The organism is Pseudomonas alcaligenes (assembly GCF_041729615.1).
Classification (GTDB): domain Bacteria; phylum Pseudomonadota; class Gammaproteobacteria; order Pseudomonadales; family Pseudomonadaceae; genus Aquipseudomonas; species Aquipseudomonas alcaligenes_B.
The window spans coordinates 118,724-144,059 of record NZ_CP154874.1; the positions used below are offsets into that span (position 1 = coordinate 118,724).

Genomic DNA, 25,336 nt, shown 5'->3' on the forward strand with positions numbered 1-25,336 from the left:
ACCGGCCTTGGCCGGTTTTTTATTACCGCCTATCCGGCCAGGCCGGCCTTGGCCAGGATGGCCGGCACATCCACCGCGTCGATCTGCTCAGGCTTCAGGTAGCGCTCGGCATAGCTCTGGTGGATGCCGGCGGCGAGGAACAGCCCGAACAGCTCGGGGTCGACATGGGCGCCGCGGCACATGCCGGCCATGATGCCCAGTGCCTCGCTGAGGGTCTTGCCCTTCTTGTACGGGCGGTCCACCGCGGTCAGCGCCTCGAAGATGTCGGCGATCGCCATCATCCGCGCCGGCAGGCTCATCTCCTCGCGCTTCAGGCGCTTCGGGTAGCCGCTGCCGTCCATCTTCTCGTGGTGCCCGCCGGCGATCTCCGAGACGTTCGCCAGGTGTTTGGGGAAGGGCAGGTGGTCGAGCATGCGGATGGTCTGCACGATGTGGTTGTTGATGATGTAGCGCTCCTCGGCGGTGAGGGTGCCGCGGGCGATGCCGAGGTTGTACAGCTCGCCGCGGTTGTGTTTGTACTGCGGCACCTCGAGCCGGAAGCCCCAGGGGTTGTCGGCCGGGATCAGCTCGCTTTCCGGGCGCTCGAACAGATGCTCCGGCTTGTCCGCCAGCAGCGGCTCCTGCACCGGCAGTTCGGGCGCAGGGCTGCGTGCCTGGCGCTGGTTTTCCTCCCAGGACACGCCCAGGCGGTCGTCCAGGGTGCGTGTCCAGGTGCGTGCGGCGATGCCGCGCAGGCGCTCCAGGTCGGCATCGGCCATGGCCTCACCGCCCAGGTTGCAGCGGGCGACGAAGGCAAACTCGTCGTCCAGTGCGGCCAGGGCCTCGTCACGCAGCGCGGCCAGCGAGGCTTCGTCGCCGCCCTTGGCCTGGCCTTCCCAGTAGGCGATCCAGGCGTCGCGCTTGAGCACCTCGAAGCGCATGCGTACTTCGTGGATGCGGTCGTAGATGGTTTCCAGCTTGGTCGCCTTGTCCACCACGTACTCCGGGGTGGTGACCTTGCCGCAGTCGTGCAGCCAGGCCGCGATGTGCAGGGCCTCCCATTCCTCGTCGCTGGGCTGGTAGTCGCGGAAAGGGGCGGCGTCACTGGCGGCGGCGGCCTGAGCCAGCATCAGGGTCAGCTCCGGCACCCGCTGGCAGTGGCCGCCGGTGTAGGGGCTCTTGGCGTCGATGGCGCCGGCGATCAGCTGGATGAAGGCGTCCAGCAGCTTCTTCTGTTGCTCCAGCAGACGCTGGCTCTCGATGCATAGCGCGGCCACCCCGGACACCGCCTCGACGTAGGCGATGCGCTGCGGGCGCAGCATGGCCGGTTCGCTTTCCTCGCCGCTGTCGCGGTGCAGCAGCAGAAGCACGCCGAGGGTATCGCCCTGGCGGTTGTGCAGGCCGGTGCCGACCAGATGCACGCGCGGGCTGTCGAGGGTGTGCAGCAGGCTCTGCAGGCCGTTGGCCTGGTCGAAGCCGAGCGAGGCCACGGCGGTGGCGCCGCCCTCGGCGGGCTGACGGATCCATTCGGGAATGTCCGAATCGCCCGGCAGGTAGGTAGGAATACGATGCTCCTCAAGGCTGTGCTGCTCGTCGTTGATGAACAGGCCGTGCGGCTCCAGGCGACCGCTGTCGCCGTCGCGCAGGAACAGCAGGCCGGCGCCGGCCTCGCTGAGGCCCACCGTCTCCTTGAGGACTCGCTTGAGCAGGGCATCGAAGCGGGTCTCGGCGGACAGGCTGGCGGTGATGTCGAGGAAGCTGGACAGGGTGTCTTTCATCTTGCCCATGGCCACCGCCAGCTGGTCGATCTCCAGCACCGGCGAGTGGCCGCTGGCCGGGTAGCTGAAGTTGAAGCTGCGGATCGCTTCGGCTTCGTTGACCAGGGCGCGCAGCGGCTTGACCAGGATGCGCGACATCAGCCAGCCCAGCGGCAGGCAGAGCAGGAGGATGCCGATGGTCAGCATCGCGCCCTGCCAGCGGATGCGGTAGGCATCGGCCAGCAACTCCTCCTCGGGGGCCAGCAGGGCCAGGCGCAGGCCATTGGGTCCACCCTCCTCGAACTGGCTGTAGGACACCTGCCAGCGCTTGCCGGCCAGGCGCATGGCGCCCTGGCGGTCCTTGTCCAGGCCACGCTGGAACAGTTCGCCGAGGGCTGGGCTGAGCTTGTCGACCTGGACCAGGTGGGTGGTGCCGTTCTTCACCACCAGCTGCTGGATGTCCGGGTAGGCCACGGCAGCACCATCCGGGCGATACAGCACCACTTCGGTGGAGGGGGTGATCTTGTGCCGTGCCAGGCTGGCGGAGAGGTCGGCCAGGGTCACGTCCGCGCCTATCACCGTACGCTCCTGGGTGATGCGGGCCAGGGTGGTGCCGACATCACCGCTGGAGAAGAACACGTAGGGCTCGGTGGTGATCTGCCGGCCATTGTCGATGGCGCTCTGGTACCAGGGGCGAGTGCGTGGGTCGTAGGTTTCCTTGAGGTTCTGCCGGCGGCTGATCCAGTTCAGCTCGGCATCGAAGTACTGCGACTCGGAAATCGGCCGTGCCGCGCCGGTGCGGTCGATGGTCCAGACCTGGAAGGCGGCGTTGGCCGGCGCATCGAAGATCTTCTTCAGGCGCTCGTCGCGCAGCGAGCGCACCATGAAGAAGTCGCCGTCCTCGTAGCCCAGGTAAAGCGCCGCCAGCTTGGGGTTGTCGCGCAGTGCCTGGGCGAACATCGGCAGCAGGTGCATGCGCTGGTGGCCCTCGGCACTCTGGTTGTTCTCGTTGAGAGCGAGCAGGGTGAGCAGGCGGCGGATCGGCTGGTAGGTGTGACGCAGGTCGGCTTCCACTTCCTCGCGGAACTGGTTGAATAGCTGGCTGCTGCTGGACAGGATGACCTTGGTGGTCTGGTAGTAGTTGAACAATCCGAGCAGTACACCACTACCGAGCAGAAGAAGGGAAAACAGTACGCTGATATGCACGTGGAGCGGGAAACGGCGTTCTTGACCACGGAGTTTCACGTGCATCGTCTCACTTCCTTGACTGCGCTGGGGGACAGGACAGAAGCATAGTGAACGCGTGGCGGGTCTGCCGCGCGCCCGGGCTTAATTTTTCGTCGCTGGCAGGACCTCTGCGCGGCGCTCCAGCCGCTGTTGCAGGGCATGGCTCAGCAGTGCCACCAGCAGTGCCAGGAACACGCCGATCAGGCTGTTCAGCAAGCGCCCCTGGGCCTGGTGCCAGTCGGGTGCCAGGCTCTCGGCCAGCAGCACGAAGCTGATCCCCACCTGCACCACGAACAGGCCGTAGTGCTGGGCCTGCAGGGCGCGGCTGAGGACAATCAGCGGCAGTATGGTGGCGACCATCGCCGGTGGGCTCTGCAGGCTGTGGCCGAGGTAGATGAGGGCGAGGGCGACGCCCAGGCTGACCATGCTCGCCTGCAGGGCGCGGGCCAGGCTGCCGCGATTCTCCAGCTGCAGGGTGGCGATCAGCGCCAGGGTCAGCCAGTAGCCACGCTGCAGGTCGGCCAGCTGGACGATCAGCCCGGCCGCCGCGCAGCCCAGGGTGCAAGCCAGCGCATGCAGGCGCCAGCGCTGTTCGGGCAGACGCTTGGCATAGCGCCGCAGCACCCGCAGCACCGCCAGCAGGCGTGGCATGTAGGGCCACATGCGCAGGCCGTGCAGGCCGCGCAGGCCGAAAGCGAGCAGGGCGACCCAGAGGCCGCCGAGAATGAACAGTGCGGCCACTGCATCGGGGTTGTGCAGCCCGCTGATGCCGAACTGGCCCTGGCCGAGGCACAGGCAGACGATCAGGCCGAGGCCGAGCTTGCCGGCCTCGGTGCCGAAGCGCTGCAGCCAGGCCAGGAGAAAGCCGTAGGCGGCGAACAGGACAAGGCTGAGCACTGCATCGCTGGCCGCCCAGAAGCCCAGCCCCGCGCTGCAGGCGCCGAACAGGGTGAGCAGCAGCAGGCGCAGCATGCCGAAACGGTGCAGCGGATTGGACTGCGCGGCCAGGAAGGCACCGACCGAAGCCCAGAGGAAGCCCGGATGGCCGCTGAGCAGGCCGAGCAGCAGGGGCAGGGCACAGCCGAGACCGGCGATGAATGCCGGCCCCCAGTCCAGAGGCCCCGCATGCCAGCCGAACAGCTGCCTGAACGAGTCTTTCATGGTGTCATACCGGGCTGGAGCGCCCGGTCATCTCCCGGGCCATTTCGGTAGCGTAGCTGTCGGTCATTCCGGCGATGAAATCGACCATGCGCAGGAAAGATTGGTACAGCGGCCAACCCGGTTGCGGTGCGTAATGTGCCAGCAGGTCGAGGATACGCCGGTTCTTGAAGGACAGACCGTTGCCGCCGTGCTGCTCCAGCGCCGCGCCGCAGAAGGCGTTGAGCAGGATTTCCAGAGTGGTGTAGGCGCCGATCTCGTGCAGGGTCTTGCGCTTGTCCTGGAAGATCTTCTCCCGCGCCATGGCCTTGGCGCGAAGTACGCAGCGCTTGGCCGGGCCGTGCATGTGCTCCACCAGATCGCCCTCCAGAGCACCGAGCAGCAGCGCCGGCTGCTGCGCGACGAAGGCGCGCGCGGCGGCGTTGGTCAGATGCTCGATGGCCTTGCCGCGCAGGATCGCCAATTTGCGCCGCCGCGAGTCGCCGGGGCCGAGCTGGCGGTAGGTCTGCGGCAGGTCATCGCCGACCAGGTCGAACAGCAGGGCCTCGACCTCGGCGTAGTCGAGCAGCTCCATCTCCACGCCGTCCTCCAGGTCGATCAGGGCGTAGCAGATGTCGTCCGCAGCCTCCATCAGGTACACCAGCGGGTGGCGCGCCCAGCGCTGCTCGTCGAGCTTGGGCAGGCCGAGCTTGGCGGCGATCTGTTCCAGCCGCGGCAGCTCGTTCTGGTAGCAGCCGAACTTGTGCTTCTTGTAGCCGAGCGCTTCGGCGTGGCGCGCGGTCCAGGGGTACTTGAGGTAGCTGCCGAGCGTGGCGTAGGTCAGGCGCATGCCGCCGTCGAACTGGTGGTATTCCAGCTGGGTGAGCACGCGAAAGCCCTGGGCGTTGCCCTCGAAGCTGAGAAAGTCGCCGCGCTCGGCCTCGCTCATGTCGTCCAGCCAGCCGCGTCCGGCGGCCTGGCGGAACCAGTGGCGGATGGCATCCTCGCCGGAGTGGCCGAAGGGCGGGTTGCCGATGTCGTGGGCCAGGCAGGCCGACTGCACGATCACCCCCAGATCGCTGGGAGCGCACCAGGCAGGCAGCTCGTCGCGCAACATTTCGCCCACGCGCATGCCCAGTGAACGCCCCACGCAGCCGACCTCCAGGGAGTGGGTCAGGCGGGTGTGGATGTGATCGTTACTGGACACCGGATGGACCTGGGTCTTGCGTCCGAGGCGGCGAAAGGCGCCGGAGAAGATGATGCGGTCGTGGTCCTTGTGGAACGGGCTGCGGCCCAGCTCGTCGGAGCTGTAGACCGGCTTGCCGAGGCGTTCGCGGGTGAGCAGGGTTTGCCAATCCAAGGCGGTACTCGTCTTCTGCAGAGGGGTCTTTGCCTAGCTTCGGTGTTCGCCACGACGCCTGCAAGTGCCGTGCTGTTCGGCCGGGGCTGCCGTCGGGCTGACGACGGACGGTAGCAGCTCGCCCGTGCCGCGATGATATGGTCTGGCCATCACGTGCCTATTCCATAACTACAAGAGAGCAAACGCGTGACTTCATTGGCTGCCTCATCCAAGGACCCGCATCAGCAGTTGCGCGTCCAGCGCTTCCTGATGAGCCTGGCGATGTACGTCCTGGCTTGTGTCCCCCAGGGCGTGTCGCTGTACAACGGCATCTCGCCCGCCTGGGTCATGGGCACCTGGCTGGTCATCGCGGTGCTGACCAACCTGGGGTTCTTCCTGCTGTTCCACACCGGCCTCAACCTGCGTCTGCGCGATCCGAGCCTGACCATGGCGCAGATGGTGGCGGCCATCGCCATGGTGCTGTTTACCCAGACCTACGCCGGCGAGGCCCGCGGTGCCCACCTGGTGGTGCTGCTGATCATCATGGTGTTCGGCTGCTTCCGCCTGCACACCCGCCAGCTGCTCGGCCTGAGCCTGCTGACCATAGTCGCTTACGGCCTGACCCTGCCGCTGATCGAGCACATCGAGGGCGAGCGCTTCAACCTGGCGGTGGAGATGGTGCTGTGGTGCAGCTTTTCCGCCTTCCTGCCGTTCATCTCCGTACTCGGTGGCAATATCAGCGAGCTGCGCAAGAAGCTCATGGCCAGCAACGCCCAGCTGCAGGAGGTGCTGCAGCAGGTGACCGAGCTGGCCACCCATGACGAGCTGACCGGGGTGTACAACCGCCGCTATCTGCTGGAAATGCTGACCCACGAGAAGAACCGCACGGACCGTGGCGGCGCCGGTTTCTGCGTGTGCATCCTCGACCTCGACTACTTCAAGCGGATCAACGACAGCTATGGCCATCCGGTGGGCGACGAGGTGCTCAAGACCTTCGCCAACACCGTGCAGCCGCTGTTGCGCAGCACCGACTTCTTCGCCCGCTACGGCGGCGAGGAGTTTCTCCTGTTCCTGCCACAGACTTCCCTGGAGATGGCCCAGCACTGCATCAAGCGCATCCAGGACGAGCTGGCGGTGACCGAGTACCAGGGCCTGCCGGCCGGTATGCGCGTCACCGCCTCGATCGGTGTGGCCCAGTACTACCTGCAGGAGAGCGTGGCCGGGCTGATCGAGCGCGCCGACAAGGCGTTGTACCGGGCCAAGCAGAACGGGCGCAACCGCATGGAACTGGCGCCTTATCACAGGCCCATCCTGATCTGACCCGCTTGTCTCAGGGCAAGCCGGCCGCGTCGATATCCAGCAGCAGCAGGCGGCGGCCGTTGTCGATGAACTGTCCGGCGGTCAGGCAGTACTGGTTGGTGGTGGCGTCGCGGTAGGTGCTGGACAGGGTCAGGCGCCTTTCTTCCCAGCCCTCGGCCAGCAGCTGGTAGAAGTAGGGCCGCCACGACCAGTTGTGCCCCAGGTAGCGCGGGTCCTCTTGCCAGCGCCGGCCGTCCCACTGCAGGTTGGGGCTGATCTGCGTGCCGTGGCGGTCGCACTGGTAGACGCGCAGCAGCCAGGGGTAGTCGAGCGGGCTGAACAGTTCCGCCAGTGTGGCGCCACGCTCCACCCAGCCGCGCATCAGGTTCATCACCTCGGCCAGTTGCTGGCGCAGGGTCACCAGCCTGGCCCGCTCGGCCAGCTTGCGTTGCACGTACTGCTCGCGCAGGCGGGCGAAGCGCTCGACGAAGGCGTCGGTGGCGAAGAACTGCGCTTCCGCCCGGGCAAACAGGTAGCCCTGCACGTAGCGCGCCCCGCACTCCAGGGCGAAATCCAGCTCGGCCTCGGTCTCCACGCCTTCGGCGATGATCCAGCAGCCGGTCTTCTCCGCCATCTGCGCCAGCGCCTTGACCACCTCGCCGCTGGGGCCGCCACGGGCCGCCTCCTGGAACAGGCGCATGTCCAGCTTGAGGATGTCCGGTTGCAGGGCCAGTACCCGGTCCAGCTGCGAGTAGCCGGCGCCGAAGTCGTCGATGGCGATGCGCGCGCCGGCTTCGCGGTAGCGCGCCACCACCTCGGCCAGCTTGTCGCTGCCACCGCCCAGTTCGGTGATCTCGAACACCACCCGCTGCGCCGCTATGCCCTGCCTGTGCAGCTGCTTGAGGCTGGGCAGCGCCTGGTTGGGGCGCAGGCGGGTGATCCAGCGCGGCGAGATGTTGAGGCTGAGGAACCAGTCCGCCGGGGCCTGGTGCAGGCGGGCAAGGGCGTCGTCGCGGATCTGCCGGTCGAGCCGCCGCAGGCTGGCCGGGGAGACGCGTGGGTCGGTGAAGAGCGGGCCCACCGAAAGCAGGCTGCCGTCGGCCTGGCGCAGGCGGCCGAGTGCCTCGACCCCGGCAATGCGCCCGGTGGCGGTGTCGATGAAAGGCTGGAAAACGGCGACTGGTTGGCCGTCGATCACGGACCGGTTCCTTGCGTGGATGGAAACTTGACCGGACGGCCCGGTCGGGATGCAGCTTGATTGCAAGAATGCGGCCAGTCGTGCCGATGGCTCTGCCGGGCGCCTGGGGCTCGTTCGCCTTGCGCACCTTTGGTGCGGCGCCGCAGGTAGGGGCGGCCTCTGCTGTGAGGTCGCGATCGGGGGTGGTACGGCGCTTGCTATTCAGTGGTGCGTCTTGTCGATCGACTGCCTTGTAATGGGGCGCTGCAAGGGTCCGGAGATGATCCTTGGGGTCGATACAAATAACTGAAAAATAAAGAAATTAGCTCCTTTTCGGGTTTTTCTGACGGGTCGGCGTGCGCCAGATGAGGTTTCTTTCGAGCCTCGACTTGGCGCATGGCGGCATCAGGATGGTGCGTCCCTCGTCCGTCATGAACTGAATTGGTGCCAATACCGCCGGAGCCTACTGCCGATGGAAAACCTCAACAGCGCCGTGGAAACCCTGATCCACGGCTCCAACACCCTGTTCATCCTGCTCGGCGCCATCATGGTCCTGGCCATGCACGCCGGCTTCGCCTTCCTCGAAGTGGGCACGGTGCGCCACAAGAACCAGGTCAACGCCCTGTCGAAGATCCTCTCGGACTTCGCCGTCTCGGCCCTGGCCTATTTCTTCGTCGGTTACTGGGTGGCCTATGGCGTCACCTTCCTCGAGCCGGCCGCGACCCTGACCGCCGGCAACGGCTATGCCCTGGTGAAGTTCTTCTTCCTGCTGACTTTCGCCGCCGCCATCCCGGCGATCATCTCCGGCGGTATCGCCGAGCGCGCCAAGTTCGGCCCGCAGCTGTGCGCCACGCTGCTGATCGTCGCCTTCGTCTACCCCTTCTTCGAGGGCCTGATCTGGAACGGCAACTTCGGCCTGCAGGCCTGGCTGACCGAGCGCTTCGGCGCCGCCTTCCACGATTTCGCCGGCTCGGTGGTGGTGCACGCGGTGGGCGGCTGGCTGGCCTTCGGCGCGGTGATCCTGCTCGGTCGCCGCGACGGCCGCTACCGCGATGGCCGCCTGGTGGCCTTCGCGCCGTCGAACATCCCGTTCCTTGCGCTCGGCTCGTGGATCCTGATCATCGGCTGGTTCGGCTTCAACGTGATGAGCGCGCAGACCCTGGGCAGCATCAGCGGCCTGGTGGCGGTCAACTCGCTGATGGCCATGGTTGGCGGCACGGTCGCCGCGCTGCTGGTCGGCCGCAACGACCCGGGCTTCCTGCACAACGGTCCGCTGGCCGGCCTGGTGGCGGTGTGCGCCGGTTCCGACCTGATGCACCCGGTTGGCGCGCTGGTCACTGGCGCCATCGCCGGCGCCCTTTTCGTCTGGGCCTTCACCGCTACCCAGGTGAAGTGGAAGATCGACGACGTGCTCGGCGTCTGGCCGCTGCACGGCCTGTGCGGCGTGTGGGGCGGCATCGCCTGCGGCATCTTCGGCCAGAGCTACCTGGGCGGCCTGGGCGGCGTCAGCCTGGCCAGCCAGCTGATCGGCACCGCCCTGGGCGTGCTGGTGGCGCTGGTGGGCGGCTTCCTGGTCTATGGCCTGCTCAAGGCCGCGACCGGCATCCGCCTGAACCAGGAGCAGGAGTACTACGGTGCCGACCTGTCGATCCACAAGATCGGTGCCAACGGTCAGGACTGAGTCCGCGCCGGATAAAGAAAAGCCCGCCGTATGGCGGGCTTTTTCGTGGTGCTCCGGTTTACCAGAGCGCCAGGGTGTAGCTGAGGATCAGGCGGTTCTCGTCCAGGTCGTTGCCGAAGTTGGAGCGTACCGTGGCGTTGCGCCACTTCACGCCGAAGTTCTTCAGCGGACCGTCCTGGAACACGTAGGCGATGTCGGTGTTGCGCTCCCACTCCTTGCCCTCGGACAGACCAGCACCGCGATCGACGTTGTCGCCGGACAGGTAGCGGGTCATGAAGGTCAGGCCGGGGATGCCGATGGCGGCGAAGTTGTAGTCGTAGCGGGCCTGCCAGGACTTCTCGTCCTTGAAGGCGAAGTCGCCGATCTGCACGTAGTTGACCAGGAAGGGGTCGGTGCCGCCGATGTAGGCGTAGCCGGTGTCGCCGTTCATCTGCTGGTAGCCCAGGCCGAAGGCATGGCCGCCGAGGGCATAGGTGAACATGGCGCCGAAGGCCTTGTTGTCGACGTTGGTGTCGCCATCGTCGGTGGAGCGGGCGAAACGGATATCGCTCTTCAGGCTCTGCTGGTCGCCCAGCGGCAGGACGTGCACGGCGCTGAGGATGTGCTGCCGGTAGAAGTTGTCCAGGGCGCCGTAGTGGTAGGCGGTGGTCAGCTGGTCGTTCCACTTGTAGCTGGCGCCGGCGAAGTTGAACTCGTCGCTGTCGACCCCGCTGGTGCCGGTGAAGCCGCGGCCGGTGCCAGTGGTCATGACCATGGTCTCGTGGTCCGAGGAATCACGCTGGTTGACCCGGCTCAGCTGGCCGGCATCGAAGGTCAGCCCGGCGATTTCCTGGGAGTTGATCCAGCCGCCCTGGAAGCTCTGCGGCAGCAGGCGCGAGTCGTTGGCCTGGACCACCGGCAGCTTGGGCATCAGGGTGCCGGCCTTGAGCACGCTGTTGGAGACCTTGACCTTGGCGGTGACGCCGAGGTCGCCGTAGCTGTCCTGGGCTTCGCCACTCTCGCGGTCGCGCTGCAGCAGGCCGGTGCCGCTGGTGCCGCCACCGGAGTCGAGTTTCAGGCCCAGGGTGCCGATGGCGTCGACGCCGAAGCCGACGGTGCCTTCGGTGTAGCCGGATTCAACGCGCAGCAGGAAGCCCTGGGCCCATTCCTCGGCCTTGGACTGGGCGGCACCTTCCTGGCGGAAGTCGCGGTTCATGTAGAAGTTGCGCAGCTCCACACTGGCCTTGCTGTCTTCGATGAAGGCGGCCTGGCTGATGGTCGGCAGGGTGAGGCTGGTGCCCAGCGCGGCGAGGGCCACGCCGCGGGCAAGGGGGGACTTGCTCATTGTTATTGTCCTCGGCTGGTGATGGCGGCCCGGTTGTCCGGTCCGGTTGCAGCGAGGGCGAATAAACCACTTTGCCGCGGCGGCGGCCTCTAGACCTTGGTCGAGTCGAGCCTCACTCGATCCAGCGCGGGTAGTAGCCGATCCGGCGTTGCACCGCTTCGTCGTGGGCCGGGATCACGGTCAGGTCGGGATGCTCTTGCAGCAGGCGATGGACCCTCTCCAGCTGCAGACGGGTGCCCTGTGGGTCGTTGTCGACCATGCGCTTGCTGATCCAGAACTTCTCCCGCGGGCCGGTGAAGCCCTCCAGGCGCCAGCTGGTGTCGCCGGTGAAAAAGAAGCGCCGGCCGTCGTCGAGGGTGAGGAACAGCCCCACCGAGCCCGGGGTATGGCCGTCCAGCGGCACCAGCACCAGGCTGCCATCGCCGAACATGTCGTGGCTGCGTTCGAAGCCCATGAAGGGCTGGGCGGCGTAGAGGAAAGGCACCCAGCGCACACCGTGGGCGAACTGGCTGGGCAGTACCGCCGGCGGGCCGGCGATCTGGCTGAACTCGATTTCCTCGTAGGGCGCCCACACCGGAACCTCGGCGAAATCGGCCAGGCCCGAGGCGTGGTCCCAGTGGCTGTGGGTGAGGAGGATGCGGTCGATGCGGATGCCGTCGCGCTCCAGCTGGTCGCGCACCGGGGTAACCTTGCCATAGCGCAGCAGCGGCTTGTCGTACCAGGGCATCTCCGCTTCGAACTGCCGGTCCACCTGGCGGCCCAGGGAGGTGTCCAGCAGCAGGGTGGCGGCGTGGTGCTCGATCAGCACGGCGACGTGGTTGGCGATGGCCTTCTCGGTCCAGGCGCCACCTTCGATGGTGAAGGCGTCACGGGTCTCGGTCTCGGCGGTCTTGACCAGGGCGAAGCGCAGGCCGGCGGCCTGGCCGGTGCCGGCAAGGACCAGCAGCAGGCAGAGAAGCAGGATACGCATGTTCAGGCTCCTTGAACGGGCAGGTAGGGCGACGGTTCGGCGGCGCCGAAGGCCAGCGGCAGGCGGGCGCGGCGCAGGCGCCAGCGACCGGGACTGAGCGCCAGCATGCGTTCGGCGCCGGGTGGTGCGGGCTCGGCGTAGTCCTCGGGCCACACCAGCTCGGCGCGGGCTTCCAGATGCAGCAGATCGCCGCTGGCGAAATCGATCCACAGCAGCGCGCAGCGCGGCTCCAGCAACAGGTTGCCGAGGGTGTTGAACATGAAGTTGCCGCTGTAGTCGGGCAGCCACAGGCGGCCGTCGGCGCCCAGGCGGACGAAGCCGGGCGGGCCGCCACGGTGCGAGACATCGATGTCCTCGCCATGGCAGCTGGCGATGAACAGGGTGTCGCTGCCCTCGACCAGGCGCAGCCAGCGCGGGTCGAGCCCCTCGCCCTGTTCCAGCGGCCCCGGCTGACGCGGCTCGGCATGCCAGGCGCGGACCTGGATGTACTTGGGGCAGTTGCCGAAGGACTGCTGCACGGCGACGGCGAAACCCGCGTCGTCCAGCGCTTCGACATGGCCGTTCATGCGGTTGCGCCGGCGCGTCGGCAGCTCGATGCCGAGCAGGCCGAGGCTGGCGCCCGCCCGCAGATTGGCGGCCAGCGGATCGTCCGCCTCGGGGCGGGCGTCGATGCACAGGCAGCGCGGCTGCGGTGAGCGGGCGAAACCGGGCGTGCCCCAGAGCACGGAGGCCTGCGGCTGGCCGTTGGCGTCACGGCTGCCGACCAGCAGCCAGGGCAGCAGGGCGAAGAAATCGCGATGCTGCTCCGGCATGTGGTCGCGGATTACCCGCCGACCGATCTCCGCCAGCTTGTCGCGCACGCCGAGACGGGCCTGGATCTGCTGTTCACCGGGATGGAAGGGGGTGTCCATGGAAGGCTCCTCAGAGACCGGGCATGCCGATGTAGCCGGGCAGGGCGCGGATGCGCGCGAACCAGGCGGCGAGATGGGCATAGGGCGCGAGGTCGAGGCCGCCATCGCCGGCCAGGGCGACATAAGGGTAGACCGCGATGTCGGCGATGCTCGGCGCAGCCCCTTCGGCCAGCCAGTCGTGGCGGGCCAGGTGGGCCTCCAGCAGTTCCAGGGTCTGGGTCGCGCGCTGCTGGGCCAGGGGCAGGTCGCCGGGCATGCGGAACAGCGCGTGCAGCCTGGCCTGGCCGGGGCCCTGGGCCACTTCGTTGGCGGCGAAGCTGAGCCAGCCGGCGATGCGCGCCTGGCTCAGGGCATCCTGCGGATACCAGCTGGTCTCGGCGTAGCGCCGCGCCAGGTAGACCAGGATGGCCTGGGAGTCGTAGATGGCGCGACCTTCATCCTCCAGCACCGGTACCTGGCCGCGCGGGTTGAAGGCGAGGAACTCGGCGCGTTTCTGCGCACCGCCGAGCAGGTCGGTCTGCACCAGCTCGGCCTCGCGACCGAGCAGGGCGAGGAACAGGCGGACCTTGTAGCAGTTGCCGGACAGGGTGAAGTCATGGAGTCGCATGGGAATAGCCTCGGGGTGAAAAGTGACTCGATAATAGACAGACAGGTCTGTATATTTCAAGCGAAGCCTTTCCGAACTGGAGCGGGAGTCGCCGCCCCCCGCATAATGTCCGCCACCTGGAGGACCCGATGGCATCGAGCAAACGCGAACAACTGATCAGCACCGCCCAGACCCTGTTCGCCCGGGAGGGCTACCATGCCACCGGCATCGACCGCATCCTGGCCGAGTCCGGCGTGGCCAAGATGACCCTGTACAAGCACTTCCGCTCCAAGGACGAGCTGATTCTGGCCGTGCTGGAACGGCGCGAGCGCGAGACCCTCGAGGGCCTGGCGCAGCTGCGCGCCAGCTGCCCGCCGCGCGAGGCGCTGCTGCGCACCTTCGACGGTCTGCACGCCTGGATTCACCAGGAGGATTTCTGCGGCTGCAGCTTCATTCACGCCGCGGCCGAGTTCCACCAACGCGAGCACCCCATTCATCGCCAGGCGGCCGCGTTCAAGGCGGCCTTCGCCGGGCATTTCCGCGAACTGTTGCAGGCGGCGGGGTTCGAACGGGCGGAGCTGCTGGCCGGGCAGCTGCAGTTTCTGCTCGAGGGGGCGCTGACCATCGCCCACGTGCAGGGGCCGGGCGACCAGGCGCTGCAGGCCAGGGCCGCCGCCGAAGTGCTGCTCGGCGCGGCCTGAGTCAGTCGCCGCCGAGCAGGCGTGCCTCGCCGGCCTCGATGGCCTGCAGCGGCCCGGACAGCAGCACGGCATCCCCCTCGCGCAACTGCGGGCGCTGTTCCAGCGGCAGGTCGATGCCGTCGCGGCGCACCGCCTGCACCTCCAGCCCCAGCTCCTCCAGGTGCAGGTCCGCGGGGCACTGGCCGCAGGCATAGGCGTCTTCCGGCAGGTTGACCGCGTGCAGCAGCAGGCGCGGCTGTCCCTGGGCGTCCAGCAGGTTGGTCTGCGCGCCGTGATAGAAGCCGTGCAGCAGGCGATAGCGATTGCGCCGAACCTCGTCCAGGTGCTGGCGCACCCTCCGCTCGGGGATGCCCAGCATGACCAAGGCGTGGGAGGCCAGCATCAGGCTGGATTCCAGCACCTCCGGCACCACCTCGCTGGCGCCGGCGGCCTGCAGCTCGGCGAGGCGGCTGTCATCGCGGGTGCGCACCAGGATCTGCAGCTCGGGGCAGTGCAGGCGCGCCTGCTCGACTATGTGCAGGGCCACGTCGGTCTTGTCCACCGCCACCACCAGCAGGCGTGCCCGCTCGAGGCCGACGGCCTCGAGCAGGTCGCGGCGGCGCGAGTCGCCATAGTGCACATTGCTCTCGCCGGCGCTGGCCTCCTCGACCCGCACCGGGTCGTCGTCCAGGGCGACGAAGACCTGGCCTTCGCGCTGCAGGAAGCGACCGATGGACTGGCCGACCCGGCCGTAGCCGCAGATCACCACGTGACCCTCCAGCTCGGCGCTGCGGCTGGCGATCTCCTCCAGCGGGCTCTCGCGTCCAGCCTTGCGCCGCAGGCGCAGGGCCAGCAGGGGCGCGCCGCGCAGCAGCAGTGGCGTGAGCGCCATGGAACAGAAGGCCGCGGCCAGCAGCAGGCCGGCCAGGGGGGCCTCCAGCAGGTTCTGCTGGCGCATCAGGGCGACCAGGGCGAAGAAGAATTCGCCCGCCTGGGCCAGGGCCAGGCCGCTGCGCCAGGCGGTTTCGTTGTCCTCGCCGCGCAGCCTGACCAGCAACGCCACCAGGCCGAACTTGAGCGTCAGCAGCAGCAGGGTGGCGCCGAGGATGGCCCAGCCCTGCTCGGCGAACAGGCGCAGGTCGATCAGCATGCCGACGCTGACGAAGAACAGGCCGAGGAGGATGTCGCGAAATGGCCGGATGTCCGCCTCGATCTGGTGGCGGTAATGGCTCTCGCCGAGCAGCATGCCGGCGAGGAAGGCGCCCAGGGCCATGGACAGGCCCAGCAGGTGGGTGAGCCAGGCGGTGAGCAGGACGATGACCAGGGCGAGCATGACGAACAGTTCGGCCGAGTGCGACTGCGCCACTTCGTGGAACAGCTTGGGCAGCAGCCAACGGCTGGCCAGCAGCAGGCCGAAGAACAGCAGCAGGGTCTTGCCCAGGGTCAGCGGCAGCGCCCAATACCAGGGCTCGCCGCCCTGGCCGGCGACCACCGGCACCAGGGTCAGCAGCAGCACCGCCACCAGATCCTGGAACAGCAGCACGCCCATGGCGTTCTGCCCGTGGCCGCTGAACACCTCGCCGAGGCTGACCAGCTCCTTGCCGACGATGGCGGTGGACGACAGCGCCAGGCCCAGGCCCAGCAGTGCCGCGCTGACCGGGGCCAGACCCGCCAGCCAGAGGGCCGCCCCCAGGGCCGTACCGCACAGGGCCACCTGGGCGCTACCGAGGCCGAACACGGTGCCGCGCATGGCCAGCATGCGCGGCAGGGAGAATTCCAGCCCCAGGCTGAATAGCAGGAACACCACGCCCAGTTCGGCCAGCCGTGGCAGATCGCGGGCCGAGTCGATCCAGTCCAGTGCGGCCGGGCCGACCAGCAGGCCGACGCACAGGTAGCCGAGCACCGGCGGCAGGCGCAGGCGGCGGAACAGGGCGATGACCAGCAGCGAGCAGGCCAGGATGATCAGCAGGTCGGTAAACAAGTGGATTCTCCCCATCGATGGCACCGAGCATGCCGAAGCCGGACGGGGTCGTCCATGATCCGTGGCAATACCTGGCCGCTGGTCGGTTGAGATTCAAGTTTCCCCGGCGCTGGCCGTCAACGGATCAGATGTCCTGCCCTGGTACGCCGCCATGAACACTCTGGCTTCGCTTTCCCCGTCGCTGTCCCGCCCGTCGCTGCTCAACAACCTGTCCGCTCCGCGCGGCCAGGCCGATGCGCAGAACACCCTGGCTAACCGCCTGGCTGAGCGCCTGGGCCTGGAACCCGGTGCGCTGAGTGGCGCGCGCGAGGACTTCAGCCCGGACAAGGTGGCGGAGCGCGTACTCGGTTTCATCGAGCAGCGCCTGCAGGGTGAGGCCGCCGCCGGCGCCGATCCGGCCAGGCTGGAGGGGCTGCTGGCCCAGGCCCGCGAGGGGGTGGAGAAGGGCTTCGCCGAGGCGCGCAAGATCCTCGACGGCATGGGCATGCTCAAGGGCCGGGTGGCCGAGGATATCGACAGCACCTACGACAAGATCCAGGCCGGTCTGCAGGGGCTGCAGCAGGACTACGCGCCCAAGACCCCGACCGACAGCGGCAGCCCAGGCCAGGTCGCGGCAGCGGCCTACAGCGAGCGTTTCGCCGCCCGCGCCGAGACCTTCGACATGCAGGTTACTACCCGCGATGGCGACCGCTTGCGCATCTCCGTGGCGGCAGCCTCGGCCAGCTGGTCGCAGAGCCGCGCCGTGGCCGCCAGCGATGGCAGCACGGCGCTGCTGGCGGCCAGCAGCAGTTCCAGCAGCATCCAGATCGGTGCCTGGCAGGTGCAGGTCGAGGGCGAGCTGGACGATGAGGAGCGCGCCGCGCTGGAGGACCTGTTCGGCCAGGTGCAGGAGCTGTCCAACCAGTTCTATGCCGGCGACCTGGCCGGCGCCTTCGACCGAGCCCTGGCGCTGGACATGGACGGCTCGCAGCTGGCCTCCATGTCCCTGCGTCTGACCCAGACCACCGTGCGCCAGGCCACCGATGCCTACAGCGCCGTGGCGCAGCAGGGTGGCCAGGCGGCCAGCGCGGTCAACGACAGCCTGGTGGACTACGCGCGCGGCCTGCTGGAGGCGCTGCGCAGCGCCGACAGGCTGGCGGACGATGCCAAGGGCACCCTGGAGCAACTGCTCGAAGGCGGCTTAGCCCTCGACGAGCGCTTCGGCGACGAGCTGCTGGACAAGGCCGGTGCGCTCAACCAGCGCCTGCTCGATGGCCTGCAGGGGCTGCTGCAGGACGAGGCGCCGGCTGCCTGAGTGCGGTGTTAGACTGGGCCTTCGCATGCTTCCGAGGTTCTAGTCGATGCCGCCCGAATGCCAACTCTTCGGCACCCTTGGCTGCCACCTGTGCGAGGTGGCCGAGGCGCTGCTGATGCCCTTCGTCGAGCACGGCCTGCTGGTCGAGCTGGTCGATATCGCCGAGCGCGAGGACTGGGTCGAGCAGTACGGCCTGCGCATCCCGGTGCTGCGCCGCTGCGACAGTGGCGCCGAGCTCAACTGGCCCTTCGATGCCGAGCAGGTGGTGACCTTCCTGCGCTGAGTCGCTGCTTGATATCTTGAACGGGTGATGCGTATTTTGTACGGATCGCCGCGTTCGCGGCATCACAGGGACAACAGGACATGACAGCCGACGACCGCCGTTCGCTCGCCGAGCGCTTGAAGGGAATCGACGAGATCGAATGCGTCACCGCGGACCTCAACGGGGTGCCGCGGGGCAAGGTGATGAGCGCTGCCGGCTTCCTCGAGGGACGGCGCCTGCAGCTGGCGCGTGGGGTGCTGCTGCAGTGCATGATGGGCGGCTACCCGCCGGCGCGTTACTACGGCAGCGACGATGGCGACCTGGCACTGACCTGCCCCCCGGAGCGGGTCTTCCGCCTGCCCTGGAGCGAAACGCCGCGAGCCCTGGCGATCTGCGATGCCGAGGAACTGGACGGGCGCAGCTGCGGCCTGTCCACCCGCGGCCTGCTGCGGCGCGTGGTCGAGGGCTATGCCGAGCATGGCTGGCAGCCGGTGGTGGCCACCGAGCTGGAGTTCTTCGTCTTCGAGCGGCATGCCGATCCGCAGCAGCCTTTCCTGCCTCCGGCCGGGCTGGACGGACGCCGCGAGTGCGGGCACTCGGCGTTCAGCGTGTCCTCGAACAACGGCCTGCGCCCTTTTTTCGCCGAGGTTTACCGCTGCATGGAGGCGCTGGACCTGCCGCGCGATACCTTCATGCACGAAATGGGGCTCAGCCAGTTCGAGATCAACCTGCTGCATGGCGATCCGCTGCAGGTGGCCGACCAGACCTTCCTGTTCAAGCACCTGCTCAAGGAGGTCGGCCTCAAGCACGGTCTCAGCGTGGTGTGCATGGCCAAGCCGCTGCCGCATACGCCGGGCAGTTCCATGCATATCCACCAGAGCGTGGTGGAGCAGGGCGGCGACAACATCTTCAGCTCCGCCGATGGCGAGGCGACGCCAGCATTCTTCCACTTCATCGCCGGCCAGCAGGCGGCAATGGCCGACTTCACCCTGCTGTTTGCCCCCCACGTGAATTCCTACCAGCGCCTGTGCCATCCCTACGCCTCGCCGAACAACGCCTGCTGGTCGCATGACAACCGTGCCGCCGGCCTGCGCATTCCGGCCAGCGCTCCGGCGGCACGACGGGTGGAGAATCGTCTGCCGGGAGCGGACGCCAATCCCTACCTGGCCATCGCCGCCAGTCTGGCCGCCGGCCTGCACGGCCTGCGCTGCGACCTGCAGCCGAGCGCGCCGATCCAGGGCGAGTTCGAGGTGCCGGAGGTGCTGAGCCTGCCATGCACCCTGCATGCGGCGCTGCAGCGCCTCAAGGGCAGTGCGCTGGCGCGCCAGTGGTTCGGCGACGAGTTCGTCGATGGCTACTGCGCCAGCAAGGAGATGGAGCTGATGAGCTACCTGGACGAGATCACGCCCTGGGAGCGACGGGTGCTGGGCGCCCAGGCCTGAAGCGCGAAGGCCGCCTCGCGGCGGCCTCCTGCTATTCCTGTTCGATGCGCCGCGCCTCGCGCTGCAACTGGTAGACGAAGCGCTCGACCTGGCGCTGCTCCAGGCCGCTCATGCGGAAGAAGCGCAGGCCGACGAAGGTCATGTTGGCCTTCTCCTCGAAGTGCACGTGGCGCAGTTCGGCGGCGGTGCTCATCGCGCCGATCGGCAGCATGGCCGCGAAACGTTCGTAGACCTGGCCGGGCTGCAGGCGGTCGACCACGTTGCCGGGAAAGCGCAGGCGGCAGCCGGTGGCCGAGATGTCCAGCATCTGGCCCTTGAGGGCCGGGTTGAGCTTGCTGCCGGACAGTTCGATATTGACCAGCTGACCCTGGCCCAGAGCGGCGCGGAAGGCATTGCGGCGCTGGTGGTAGGTGATGCGTTCGGGCATATAGCCCCAGTAGCAGCGCGCGCCCTCCAGCTCGCCGATGCGCACCGGGTCCTCGCACTCCCAGGCGATGCGCACGCCATCGTGAAAGGCCTCGACGCTGAAGGCCTCGCCATTTTGCAGGAAGCGTTCGCCGTCGCTGGGGATCAGCTCGTCCAGGGCTATTACTCCGCGCTCGCGGTTGACCTCGACCAGATAACTCTGGAAGCGCTGGTTGCGGTCCTTGAACTTGATGATCAGCGGGTCGTGGCCCTGCTGCAGCAGACGCAGGTTGGCGAAGATTTCCAAGGGGGCGGTCAGCACCTTGGGTGGCTGCGGACCATCTTCCTCGATGAATGGATTGGACACGATCCGGGAGTCTCCAGGCGCAAAAGTACTACTGCACTAGAATACTGGCATATTGCCTGTATGTCCCTGTGCTCGTTGTTATGCTCAGGCTTGGCTGAGGGGGCGTTGCTGCGCGATTCTAGCGGCGCCGCCGCGGCTGTCATAGAGCCCCGGCGTTTCGCCGCCACGCAGGATGCCCAGCACGCTCTTCAGCGAGGCCTGGTTGGCGCGGATCAGCCGGCCGTTGCGCTGGTTGGCGTCGCGGCATTGCTCCAGGAGGGCATTCAGCTCGTCACTGCGGGAAAGCAGCTCGGTGCCGTTGGCACTGCGGCTGGCCAGGGCTTCCAGGCCGGCGCGGTCGGCGCTCAGTTGTTGCGCTGCGAGCAGTTGGCTGCGGGCCGTGCCGTGCTGTTCGAGCAGGCCGAGGAGGGGGAGCTTTTCGCCGAGGATCTGCTCCAGGCGCGGCAGGTCGCGTTCGCCCATGGCCTGGAATTCGGCATCGATCAGTTCAAGCAGGCGCTGGGCCGTGCCGATATCTTCGATGAAAAGGTGCAGCAGGTCGTTATCTTGCATCGCGGGCTCTGGGGATCGGGCGTCCAACACCCCCAGCGCAGCCCTTGGACTAGCGCTGGGATTCGAAATCGAGGAGCTTGCCGGCGACGCGCTGGGCGTCCACCTGGTAGCTGCCATCGGCGATGGCCTGCTTCAGCTTGGCGACGCGCTCTTTGTCCACGGTCGGCAGATCGCGCAGCTTGTCGCTGACCTTCTGCAACTGCTGGGCTTCGCGGCTGAGTTGCACGGATTCGCCGGTCTTGGCGCTCGAGGCCTGCTCGTCGGCAACCTGAACCGCACTCGGCGGCGTGTTGCTGACGGCCTCGTTGCGGCCGCTGGCCTGAGCGCTACCGGCACGCCCGTTGTTGGCGGGGCCGGCGGCATTGTTCAGCCGGTTGAAGTCGATGACCATGTTGGTAAACCTCTGACGGTATCTGGACGCTTGACTATGATGTCGGCCGGTTCCGTCGAAACTTTAGGGCGCAATTATGTGCGTCGTTTAACAGTGTAGGAAATCGTCGGGGATTTGCGCTACAAGAATCGTGCCTACATGTCCACTTCGACCTGGCCAGGTCCTACCACGCGAGCCCTGATCACACGCTGGGAGCTCAGGTTGCGTACGCTGATCTGCTGGCCGAGAGTGCCGCCAGACAAGGCCTCGCCCTGCATGCGCACATTGATTCCACCTCCGCGTGCGGCGATTACCACCTGGTCGCCGCGTTTCACGCTCTCCGCCACCTGCAGGTGCGCCGGGGTCAATACCTGATCTGCCTGAAGCGGGCGCGTCAGTTTTTTGCCGATAGCCTGCCCGGGATCGCTGATATAGCCTCGGTTAAGCAGGCCGACATCCTGCTCGATCATGGCGATATCCGCCGGACCGATGATGCTGTCGCGCTTGAGCGGGGTCTTGAGTACCGCAACGGGACGGAAGATGCGCACCTGGGCGGGGACGAACACCGTCCAGGGTGTACTACCTTCGCAGCTGACCCGCACCGTGACCCTGCCGACAGGCTGGGTCGGGCTTTCCAGGCTCTGTGTCAAATCGCTGTCGCAGGCAGCCAGGCGCAAGCGTGGATCGAGCGCGCTGACCTGAATCTCATGCCTCGCAGGGATTTCGCTACGCTCTAGATAATCCTCGACCATGAATTCAAGAAAGCCTTCGGTAGCGCCGATAAGCTCTTCGGGCAAGGTCAGCGGAGCCGCATGCGGCGAGCTGTAGCAGAGCAGGCCCAAAGCGGGTAAAACACCGGCAAGCACAAGGCGTTTTGCCATCATGCGTCGGGAAAGTGTCGTGAGTGCGTTCATGCAACTCACGAAGCAAGGCCCGTGCCGCCTGCTAGGCTTTAGCAGAACGCGCGGCGATATGAACAATAAGGAGTCTGGGCATGGCCGGAGTATTGGACTCGGTTAACCAGCGTACCCAACTGGTCGGGCAGAACCGCCTGGAGCTCTTGCTGTTCCGTCTGGACGGTCAGCAGCTCTATGGCATCAACGTGTTCAAGGTGAAGGAGGTGCTGCAGTGCCCCAAGCTCACCGTGATGCCCAAGTCCAGCCAGGTGGTACGTGGTGTGGCGAACATCCGTGGGGGCACCATCCCGATTCTCGATCTGGCCCTGGCCACCGGTAGGTCGGCGCTGGACGACATCCAGAACAGTTTCGTGATCATCACCGAATACAACACCAAGGTGCAGGGGTTCCTGGTGCGCTCGGTGGAACGCATCGTCAACATGAACTGGGAAGAGATCCATCCGCCGCCCAAGGGTACCGGCCGCGATCACTACCTGACGGCCGTGACCCGGGTCGACAACAAGCTGGTGGAAATCATCGACGTGGAGAAGATCCTCGCCGAGGTCGCGCCTATGTCCGAGGCCATCTCCGAGGGCGTGGTCGATGTCGAGACGCAGGCCAAGGCGGTGTCCAAGCGGGTGCTGATCTGCGACGACTCCTCGGTGGCACGCAAGCAGGTTTCGCGCTGCCTGGAAAGCGTAGGTGTCGAGGTGGTGGCGCTCAATGACGGGCGCGAAGCCTACGACTATCTGCGCAAGATGGTGGAGGAGGGCAAGAACCCGGCGCAGGAATTCCTCATGCTGATCTCCGACATCGAGATGCCGGAAATGGACGGCTACACCCTCACGGCGGAGATCCGTTCCGATCCGAGGATGCAGAACCTCCATGTGATTCTGCATACTTCGCTCTCCGGCGTGTTCAACCAGGCAATGGTCAAGAAAGTGGGGGCGGACGATTTCCTCGCGAAATTCCGTCCGGACGATCTGGCCTCCCGCGTGGTCGAGCGCATCCGGGTAGCTGATGGAGGCTGAGGGCCAGACCCTCGGTTAGGACTATGTTTGGCGAGGCGGCATTAGTGTCTTCAGGCAATTTGGACTTCGAGCAGTTTCGGACCTTTCTGGAGAAGGCCTGCGGCATTCTGCTGGGGAGCAACAAGCAGTACCTGGTTTCCAGTCGCCTCAACAAGCTGATGGAGCAGCAGGGCATCAAGAGCCTCGGCGAGCTGGTGCAGAAGATGCAGGCCCAGCCGCGCGGCGGTCTGCGCGAGCAGGTGGTCGATGCCATGACCACCAACGAGACCCTGTGGTTTCGCGATACCTATCCTTTCGAGGTGATGAAAAACCGGGTTCTGCCGGAGCTGATCAAGGCCAATCCCAGCCAGCGCCTGCGCATCTGGTCGGCGGCCTGCTCTTCCGGGCAGGAGCCCTATTCGCTGTCGATGACCATCGACGAGTTCGAGAAGACCAACCTGGGCCAGCTCAAGGCCGGCGTGCAGATAGTCGCCACCGACCTGTCGCCGTCGATGCTGACGGCCTGCAAGTCCGGCGAGTACGACAGCCTGGCCATGGGCCGCGGCCTGTCGCAGGAGCGCCTGCAGCGTTACTTCGATCCCAAGGGGCCGGGGCGCTGGGTGGTCAAGCCGGCGATCAAGAGTCGCGTGGAGTTCCGCCCGCTCAACCTGCTGGAGAGCTACGCCGCGCTCGGCAAGTTCGACGTGGTGTTCTGCCGCAACGTGCTGATCTACTTCTCCGCCGAGGTGAAGAAGGACATCCTCACCCGCATCCATGCCACCCTCAAGCCGGGCGGCTACCTGTTCCTCGGCGCCTCCGAGGCGCTCAACGGCCTGCCGGACCTGTACCAGATGGTCCAGTGCAGCCCGGGGATCATCTACAAGGTGAAGTGATCCCGCCTGGGACGTGCAACGGGAGGCCAATGGCCTCCCGTTTTCTTTTGGGGCGGCAAAGGGCATTGCCGGCTTTGCCGCTTGTCACCGCGAAAGCGGAAAAGCCTTGCCGCTTGCCGCTCCCTAGATGGCTTTCAAGATTCTAAATCATTGAAAAATAAAGATAAATAAAATTGGCACAGCCTTTGCTGAATGTCTGGCACGACGCCCACACGGCAAAGGTTCCAGGTCATGAGTATCAGTTTCGACAAAGCACTCGGCATCCACGAAAAGGCCCTCAGCTTCCGCGCTCAGCGTGCCGAAGTGCTGGCCAACAACATCGCCAACGCCGACACCCCGCACTACAAGGCCCGTGACCTGGACTTCGCCGCCGTGCTCGCCGAGCAGAACGAGAAACAGGGTGGCAAGACCTTCGGCCTGAGCCGCACCGACAGCCAGCACATTGCCGCCGACGGCATCCAGTTGGCCGATCCGGCACTGCGCTTCCGCACCCCGTTCCATCCGTCCATCGACCAGAACAGCGTCGACATGCAGCAGGAGCAAGCCAACTACGCCGAGAACGCGGTGCAGTTCCAGGCCAGCTTCACCTTTCTCAACAGCAAGTTCAAAGGGCTGGTCAGCGCCCTGCGCGGCGAATAAGGGAGATCACGAACATGTCACTCGCCAGTGTCTTCAACATCGCCGGTACCGGCATGAGCGCCCAGAGCACTCGCCTGAATACCATCTCCAGCAACATCGCCAACGCCGAGACCGTCTCCTCGAGCATCGAGCAGACCTATCGCGCGCGCCACCCGGTGTTCGCCACCGTGTTCGAGTCGAGCCTGGAGGGTGATCGCGGCTCGCTGTTCGCCGACCAGGACCAGGCCGGGCGTGGTGTGCAGGTGCTGGGCGTGGTCGAGGACCAGAGCAGCCTGACCCCGCGTTACGAGCCGAACCACCCGGCGGCGGACGACAAGGGCTACGTGTACTACCCGAACGTCAACGTGGTCGAGGAAATGGCCGACATGATCTCCGCCAGCCGTGCCTTCCAGACCAACGTGGAAATGATGAATACCGCCAAGCAGATGATGCAGCGCGTGCTGACCCTGGGCCAGTAAGCGGCGAACGAGGAGCGAGACAATGAGTGTCAGTGGCGTCGGTTCCGTACTGGACCAGTACCAGATCAAGCAGGACAGCACCCAGAACAAGGAGCTTGGCAAGAACGAGTTCCTCGAACTGCTGGTGGCCCAGCTGAATAACCAGAACCCGCTGGAGCCCCAGGAGAACGGCGAGTTCATCGCCCAGCTGGCGCAGTTCAGCCAGGTCGAGGGCATCGAACAGCTCAACACCCGCATGGAGTCGCTGCTGTCCGGTTACCAGTCCTCGCAGGCCCTGCAGGCATCCTCCCTGGTCGGCCGCAAGGTGATAGTGCCGAGCGAAAAGGCGGTGGTGGATACCAGCGAGACCTTCAAGGGCAGCCTGGTCCTGCCGGTCACCAGCAGCAACGTCTACGTCAACGTCTACGACAGCGCCGGCAAGGTGGTGAACCGCGTCAACCTCGGCCAGCAGGCCGCCGGCAACGTCAGCTTCATGTGGGACGGCAAGGATTCCAGCGGCAATCTCATGCCGCCGGGCACCTACAAGTTCGAGGCGCAGGCCACCTACGCCGACGGTACCAAGGGTCTCTACACCCTGCTGCCGGCCAACGTCGACAGCGTCGTGCTGGGGCAGAACGGCGGCGAAATGAAACTCAACCTGGCGGGTGTCGGCAGCGTGCCGCTGTCCCAGGTCCAGGTCATCGGTCAATAACCCCAGGCT

24 protein-coding genes are annotated in these 25,336 nt (G+C 66.5%); 11 read left to right on the forward strand and 13 right to left on the reverse strand.

The window, feature by feature from the left end; genetic code table 11:
* Positions 1 to 29: 29 nt before the first annotated feature.
* From AAG092_RS00610 to AAG092_RS00620, 3 genes are all read right to left on the reverse strand, one after another.
* On the reverse strand, positions 30 to 2,987 hold the full coding sequence (locus tag AAG092_RS00610; protein ID WP_373388075.1) for an HD domain-containing phosphohydrolase: 2,958 nt from the start codon (positions 2,985 to 2,987) through the stop codon (positions 30 to 32).
* Positions 2,988 to 3,065: 78 nt separating this feature from the next.
* The gene (locus AAG092_RS00615; RefSeq protein WP_373388076.1) at positions 3,066 to 4,124 is read right to left on the reverse strand and encodes an FUSC family protein; all 1,059 of its coding nucleotides are present in this window, start codon (positions 4,122 to 4,124) and stop codon (positions 3,066 to 3,068) included.
* Between the two features lie 4 nt (positions 4,125 to 4,128).
* Positions 4,129 to 5,460 (reverse strand): deoxyguanosinetriphosphate triphosphohydrolase, encoded by a 1,332-nt coding sequence (locus tag AAG092_RS00620; protein ID WP_110683663.1) that lies wholly within the window; start codon positions 5,458 to 5,460, stop codon positions 4,129 to 4,131.
* A gap of 186 nt (positions 5,461 to 5,646) precedes the next feature.
* Here AAG092_RS00620 and AAG092_RS00625 point away from each other — a divergent pair, with 186 nt between their 5' ends.
* Entirely contained in the window at positions 5,647 to 6,759 is a 1,113-nt protein-coding gene (locus AAG092_RS00625; RefSeq protein ID WP_373388077.1) for a GGDEF domain-containing protein, read from the forward strand.
* A 10-nt stretch (positions 6,760 to 6,769) separates the two neighbouring features.
* Here the strand turns inward: AAG092_RS00625 and AAG092_RS00630 are convergent, their stop codons facing one another.
* A complete protein-coding gene (locus AAG092_RS00630; protein WP_373388078.1) occupies positions 6,770 to 7,936 on the reverse strand; it encodes an EAL domain-containing protein in 1,167 nt (388 codons plus the stop codon).
* 451 nt (positions 7,937 to 8,387) lie between these two features.
* Here AAG092_RS00630 and AAG092_RS00635 point away from each other — a divergent pair, with 451 nt between their 5' ends.
* Positions 8,388 to 9,596, forward strand: a complete 1,209-nt coding sequence (locus tag AAG092_RS00635) for an ammonium transporter (protein ID WP_373388079.1) — start codon at positions 8,388 to 8,390, stop codon at positions 9,594 to 9,596.
* A 58-nt stretch (positions 9,597 to 9,654) separates the two neighbouring features.
* Here the strand turns inward: AAG092_RS00635 and AAG092_RS00640 are convergent, their stop codons facing one another.
* The 4 genes from AAG092_RS00640 to AAG092_RS00655 all read right to left on the reverse strand — a co-directional run bounded on the left by AAG092_RS00640 (position 9,655) and on the right by AAG092_RS00655 (position 13,408).
* Positions 9,655 to 10,920, reverse strand: coding sequence for an OprD family porin (locus AAG092_RS00640; protein ID WP_373388080.1), 1,266 nt, complete (start codon positions 10,918 to 10,920; stop codon positions 9,655 to 9,657).
* Positions 10,921 to 11,032: 112 nt separating this feature from the next.
* Positions 11,033 to 11,890 carry an MBL fold metallo-hydrolase gene (locus AAG092_RS00645; protein WP_373388081.1) on the reverse strand — a complete coding sequence of 286 codons (858 nt, stop codon included), beginning with the start codon at positions 11,888 to 11,890 and terminating at the stop codon, positions 11,033 to 11,035.
* Positions 11,891 to 11,892: 2 nt separating this feature from the next.
* Positions 11,893 to 12,801, reverse strand: coding sequence for a pyridoxamine 5'-phosphate oxidase family protein (locus tag AAG092_RS00650; RefSeq protein WP_373388082.1), 909 nt, complete (start codon positions 12,799 to 12,801; stop codon positions 11,893 to 11,895).
* Between the two features lie 10 nt (positions 12,802 to 12,811).
* A complete protein-coding gene (locus AAG092_RS00655) occupies positions 12,812 to 13,408 on the reverse strand; it encodes a glutathione S-transferase family protein (RefSeq protein ID WP_373388083.1) in 597 nt (198 codons plus the stop codon).
* Positions 13,409 to 13,536: 128 nt separating this feature from the next.
* On the opposite strand from AAG092_RS00655, the gene AAG092_RS00660 reads away from it, so the two are divergent.
* A complete protein-coding gene (locus AAG092_RS00660; protein ID WP_110683672.1) occupies positions 13,537 to 14,088 on the forward strand; it encodes a TetR/AcrR family transcriptional regulator in 552 nt (183 codons plus the stop codon).
* Position 14,089: 1 nt separating this feature from the next.
* Here AAG092_RS00660 and AAG092_RS00665 read toward each other — a convergent pair whose 3' ends face one another.
* Positions 14,090 to 16,048 (reverse strand): cation:proton antiporter, encoded by a 1,959-nt coding sequence (locus AAG092_RS00665; RefSeq protein WP_373388084.1) that lies wholly within the window; start codon positions 16,046 to 16,048, stop codon positions 14,090 to 14,092.
* 151 nt (positions 16,049 to 16,199) lie between these two features.
* Here AAG092_RS00665 and AAG092_RS00670 point away from each other — a divergent pair, with 151 nt between their 5' ends.
* The 3 genes from AAG092_RS00670 to AAG092_RS00680 all read left to right on the forward strand — a co-directional run bounded on the left by AAG092_RS00670 (position 16,200) and on the right by AAG092_RS00680 (position 19,046).
* Positions 16,200 to 17,342: a DUF5610 domain-containing protein gene (locus AAG092_RS00670; protein ID WP_373388085.1), complete on the forward strand. Its 1,143-nt coding sequence runs from the start codon at positions 16,200 to 16,202 to the stop codon at positions 17,340 to 17,342.
* Between the two features lie 46 nt (positions 17,343 to 17,388).
* Positions 17,389 to 17,625, forward strand: a complete 237-nt coding sequence (locus tag AAG092_RS00675) for a glutaredoxin family protein (protein ID WP_110683675.1) — start codon at positions 17,389 to 17,391, stop codon at positions 17,623 to 17,625.
* Positions 17,626 to 17,807: 182 nt separating this feature from the next.
* Positions 17,808 to 19,046: a glutamine synthetase family protein gene (locus AAG092_RS00680; protein WP_373389541.1), complete on the forward strand. Its 1,239-nt coding sequence runs from the start codon at positions 17,808 to 17,810 to the stop codon at positions 19,044 to 19,046.
* Between the two features lie 31 nt (positions 19,047 to 19,077).
* Here the strand turns inward: AAG092_RS00680 and AAG092_RS00685 are convergent, their stop codons facing one another.
* From AAG092_RS00685 to flgA, 4 genes are all read right to left on the reverse strand, one after another.
* On the reverse strand, positions 19,078 to 19,818 hold the full coding sequence (locus tag AAG092_RS00685; RefSeq protein WP_373388086.1) for a flagellar brake protein: 741 nt from the start codon (positions 19,816 to 19,818) through the stop codon (positions 19,078 to 19,080).
* An 84-nt stretch (positions 19,819 to 19,902) separates the two neighbouring features.
* Positions 19,903 to 20,370, reverse strand: coding sequence for a flagella synthesis protein FlgN (locus AAG092_RS00690; protein WP_373388087.1), 468 nt, complete (start codon positions 20,368 to 20,370; stop codon positions 19,903 to 19,905).
* Between the two features lie 49 nt (positions 20,371 to 20,419).
* Positions 20,420 to 20,761, reverse strand: a complete 342-nt coding sequence (gene flgM, locus AAG092_RS00695; RefSeq protein WP_110683679.1) for a flagellar biosynthesis anti-sigma factor FlgM — start codon at positions 20,759 to 20,761, stop codon at positions 20,420 to 20,422.
* 134 nt (positions 20,762 to 20,895) lie between these two features.
* Positions 20,896 to 21,654: a flagellar basal body P-ring formation chaperone FlgA gene (gene flgA / locus AAG092_RS00700; RefSeq protein ID WP_373388088.1), complete on the reverse strand. Its 759-nt coding sequence runs from the start codon at positions 21,652 to 21,654 to the stop codon at positions 20,896 to 20,898.
* 80 nt (positions 21,655 to 21,734) lie between these two features.
* On the opposite strand from flgA, the gene AAG092_RS00705 reads away from it, so the two are divergent.
* From AAG092_RS00705 to flgD, 5 genes are all read left to right on the forward strand, one after another.
* Entirely contained in the window at positions 21,735 to 22,667 is a 933-nt protein-coding gene (locus AAG092_RS00705) for a chemotaxis protein CheV (RefSeq protein ID WP_110683681.1), read from the forward strand.
* A 44-nt stretch (positions 22,668 to 22,711) separates the two neighbouring features.
* Entirely contained in the window at positions 22,712 to 23,539 is an 828-nt protein-coding gene (gene cheR, locus AAG092_RS00710) for a protein-glutamate O-methyltransferase CheR (RefSeq protein ID WP_110683764.1), read from the forward strand.
* 231 nt (positions 23,540 to 23,770) lie between these two features.
* Complete coding sequence (gene flgB / locus AAG092_RS00715) at positions 23,771 to 24,178, forward strand: flagellar basal body rod protein FlgB (RefSeq protein ID WP_373388089.1); 408 nt, start codon at positions 23,771 to 23,773, stop codon at positions 24,176 to 24,178.
* Between the two features lie 14 nt (positions 24,179 to 24,192).
* Entirely contained in the window at positions 24,193 to 24,636 is a 444-nt protein-coding gene (gene flgC / locus AAG092_RS00720; RefSeq protein WP_373388090.1) for a flagellar basal body rod protein FlgC, read from the forward strand.
* A gap of 22 nt (positions 24,637 to 24,658) precedes the next feature.
* Positions 24,659 to 25,327 carry a flagellar hook assembly protein FlgD gene (flgD, locus tag AAG092_RS00725; RefSeq protein ID WP_373388091.1) on the forward strand — a complete coding sequence of 223 codons (669 nt, stop codon included), beginning with the start codon at positions 24,659 to 24,661 and terminating at the stop codon, positions 25,325 to 25,327.
* Positions 25,328 to 25,336 lie beyond the last annotated feature (9 nt).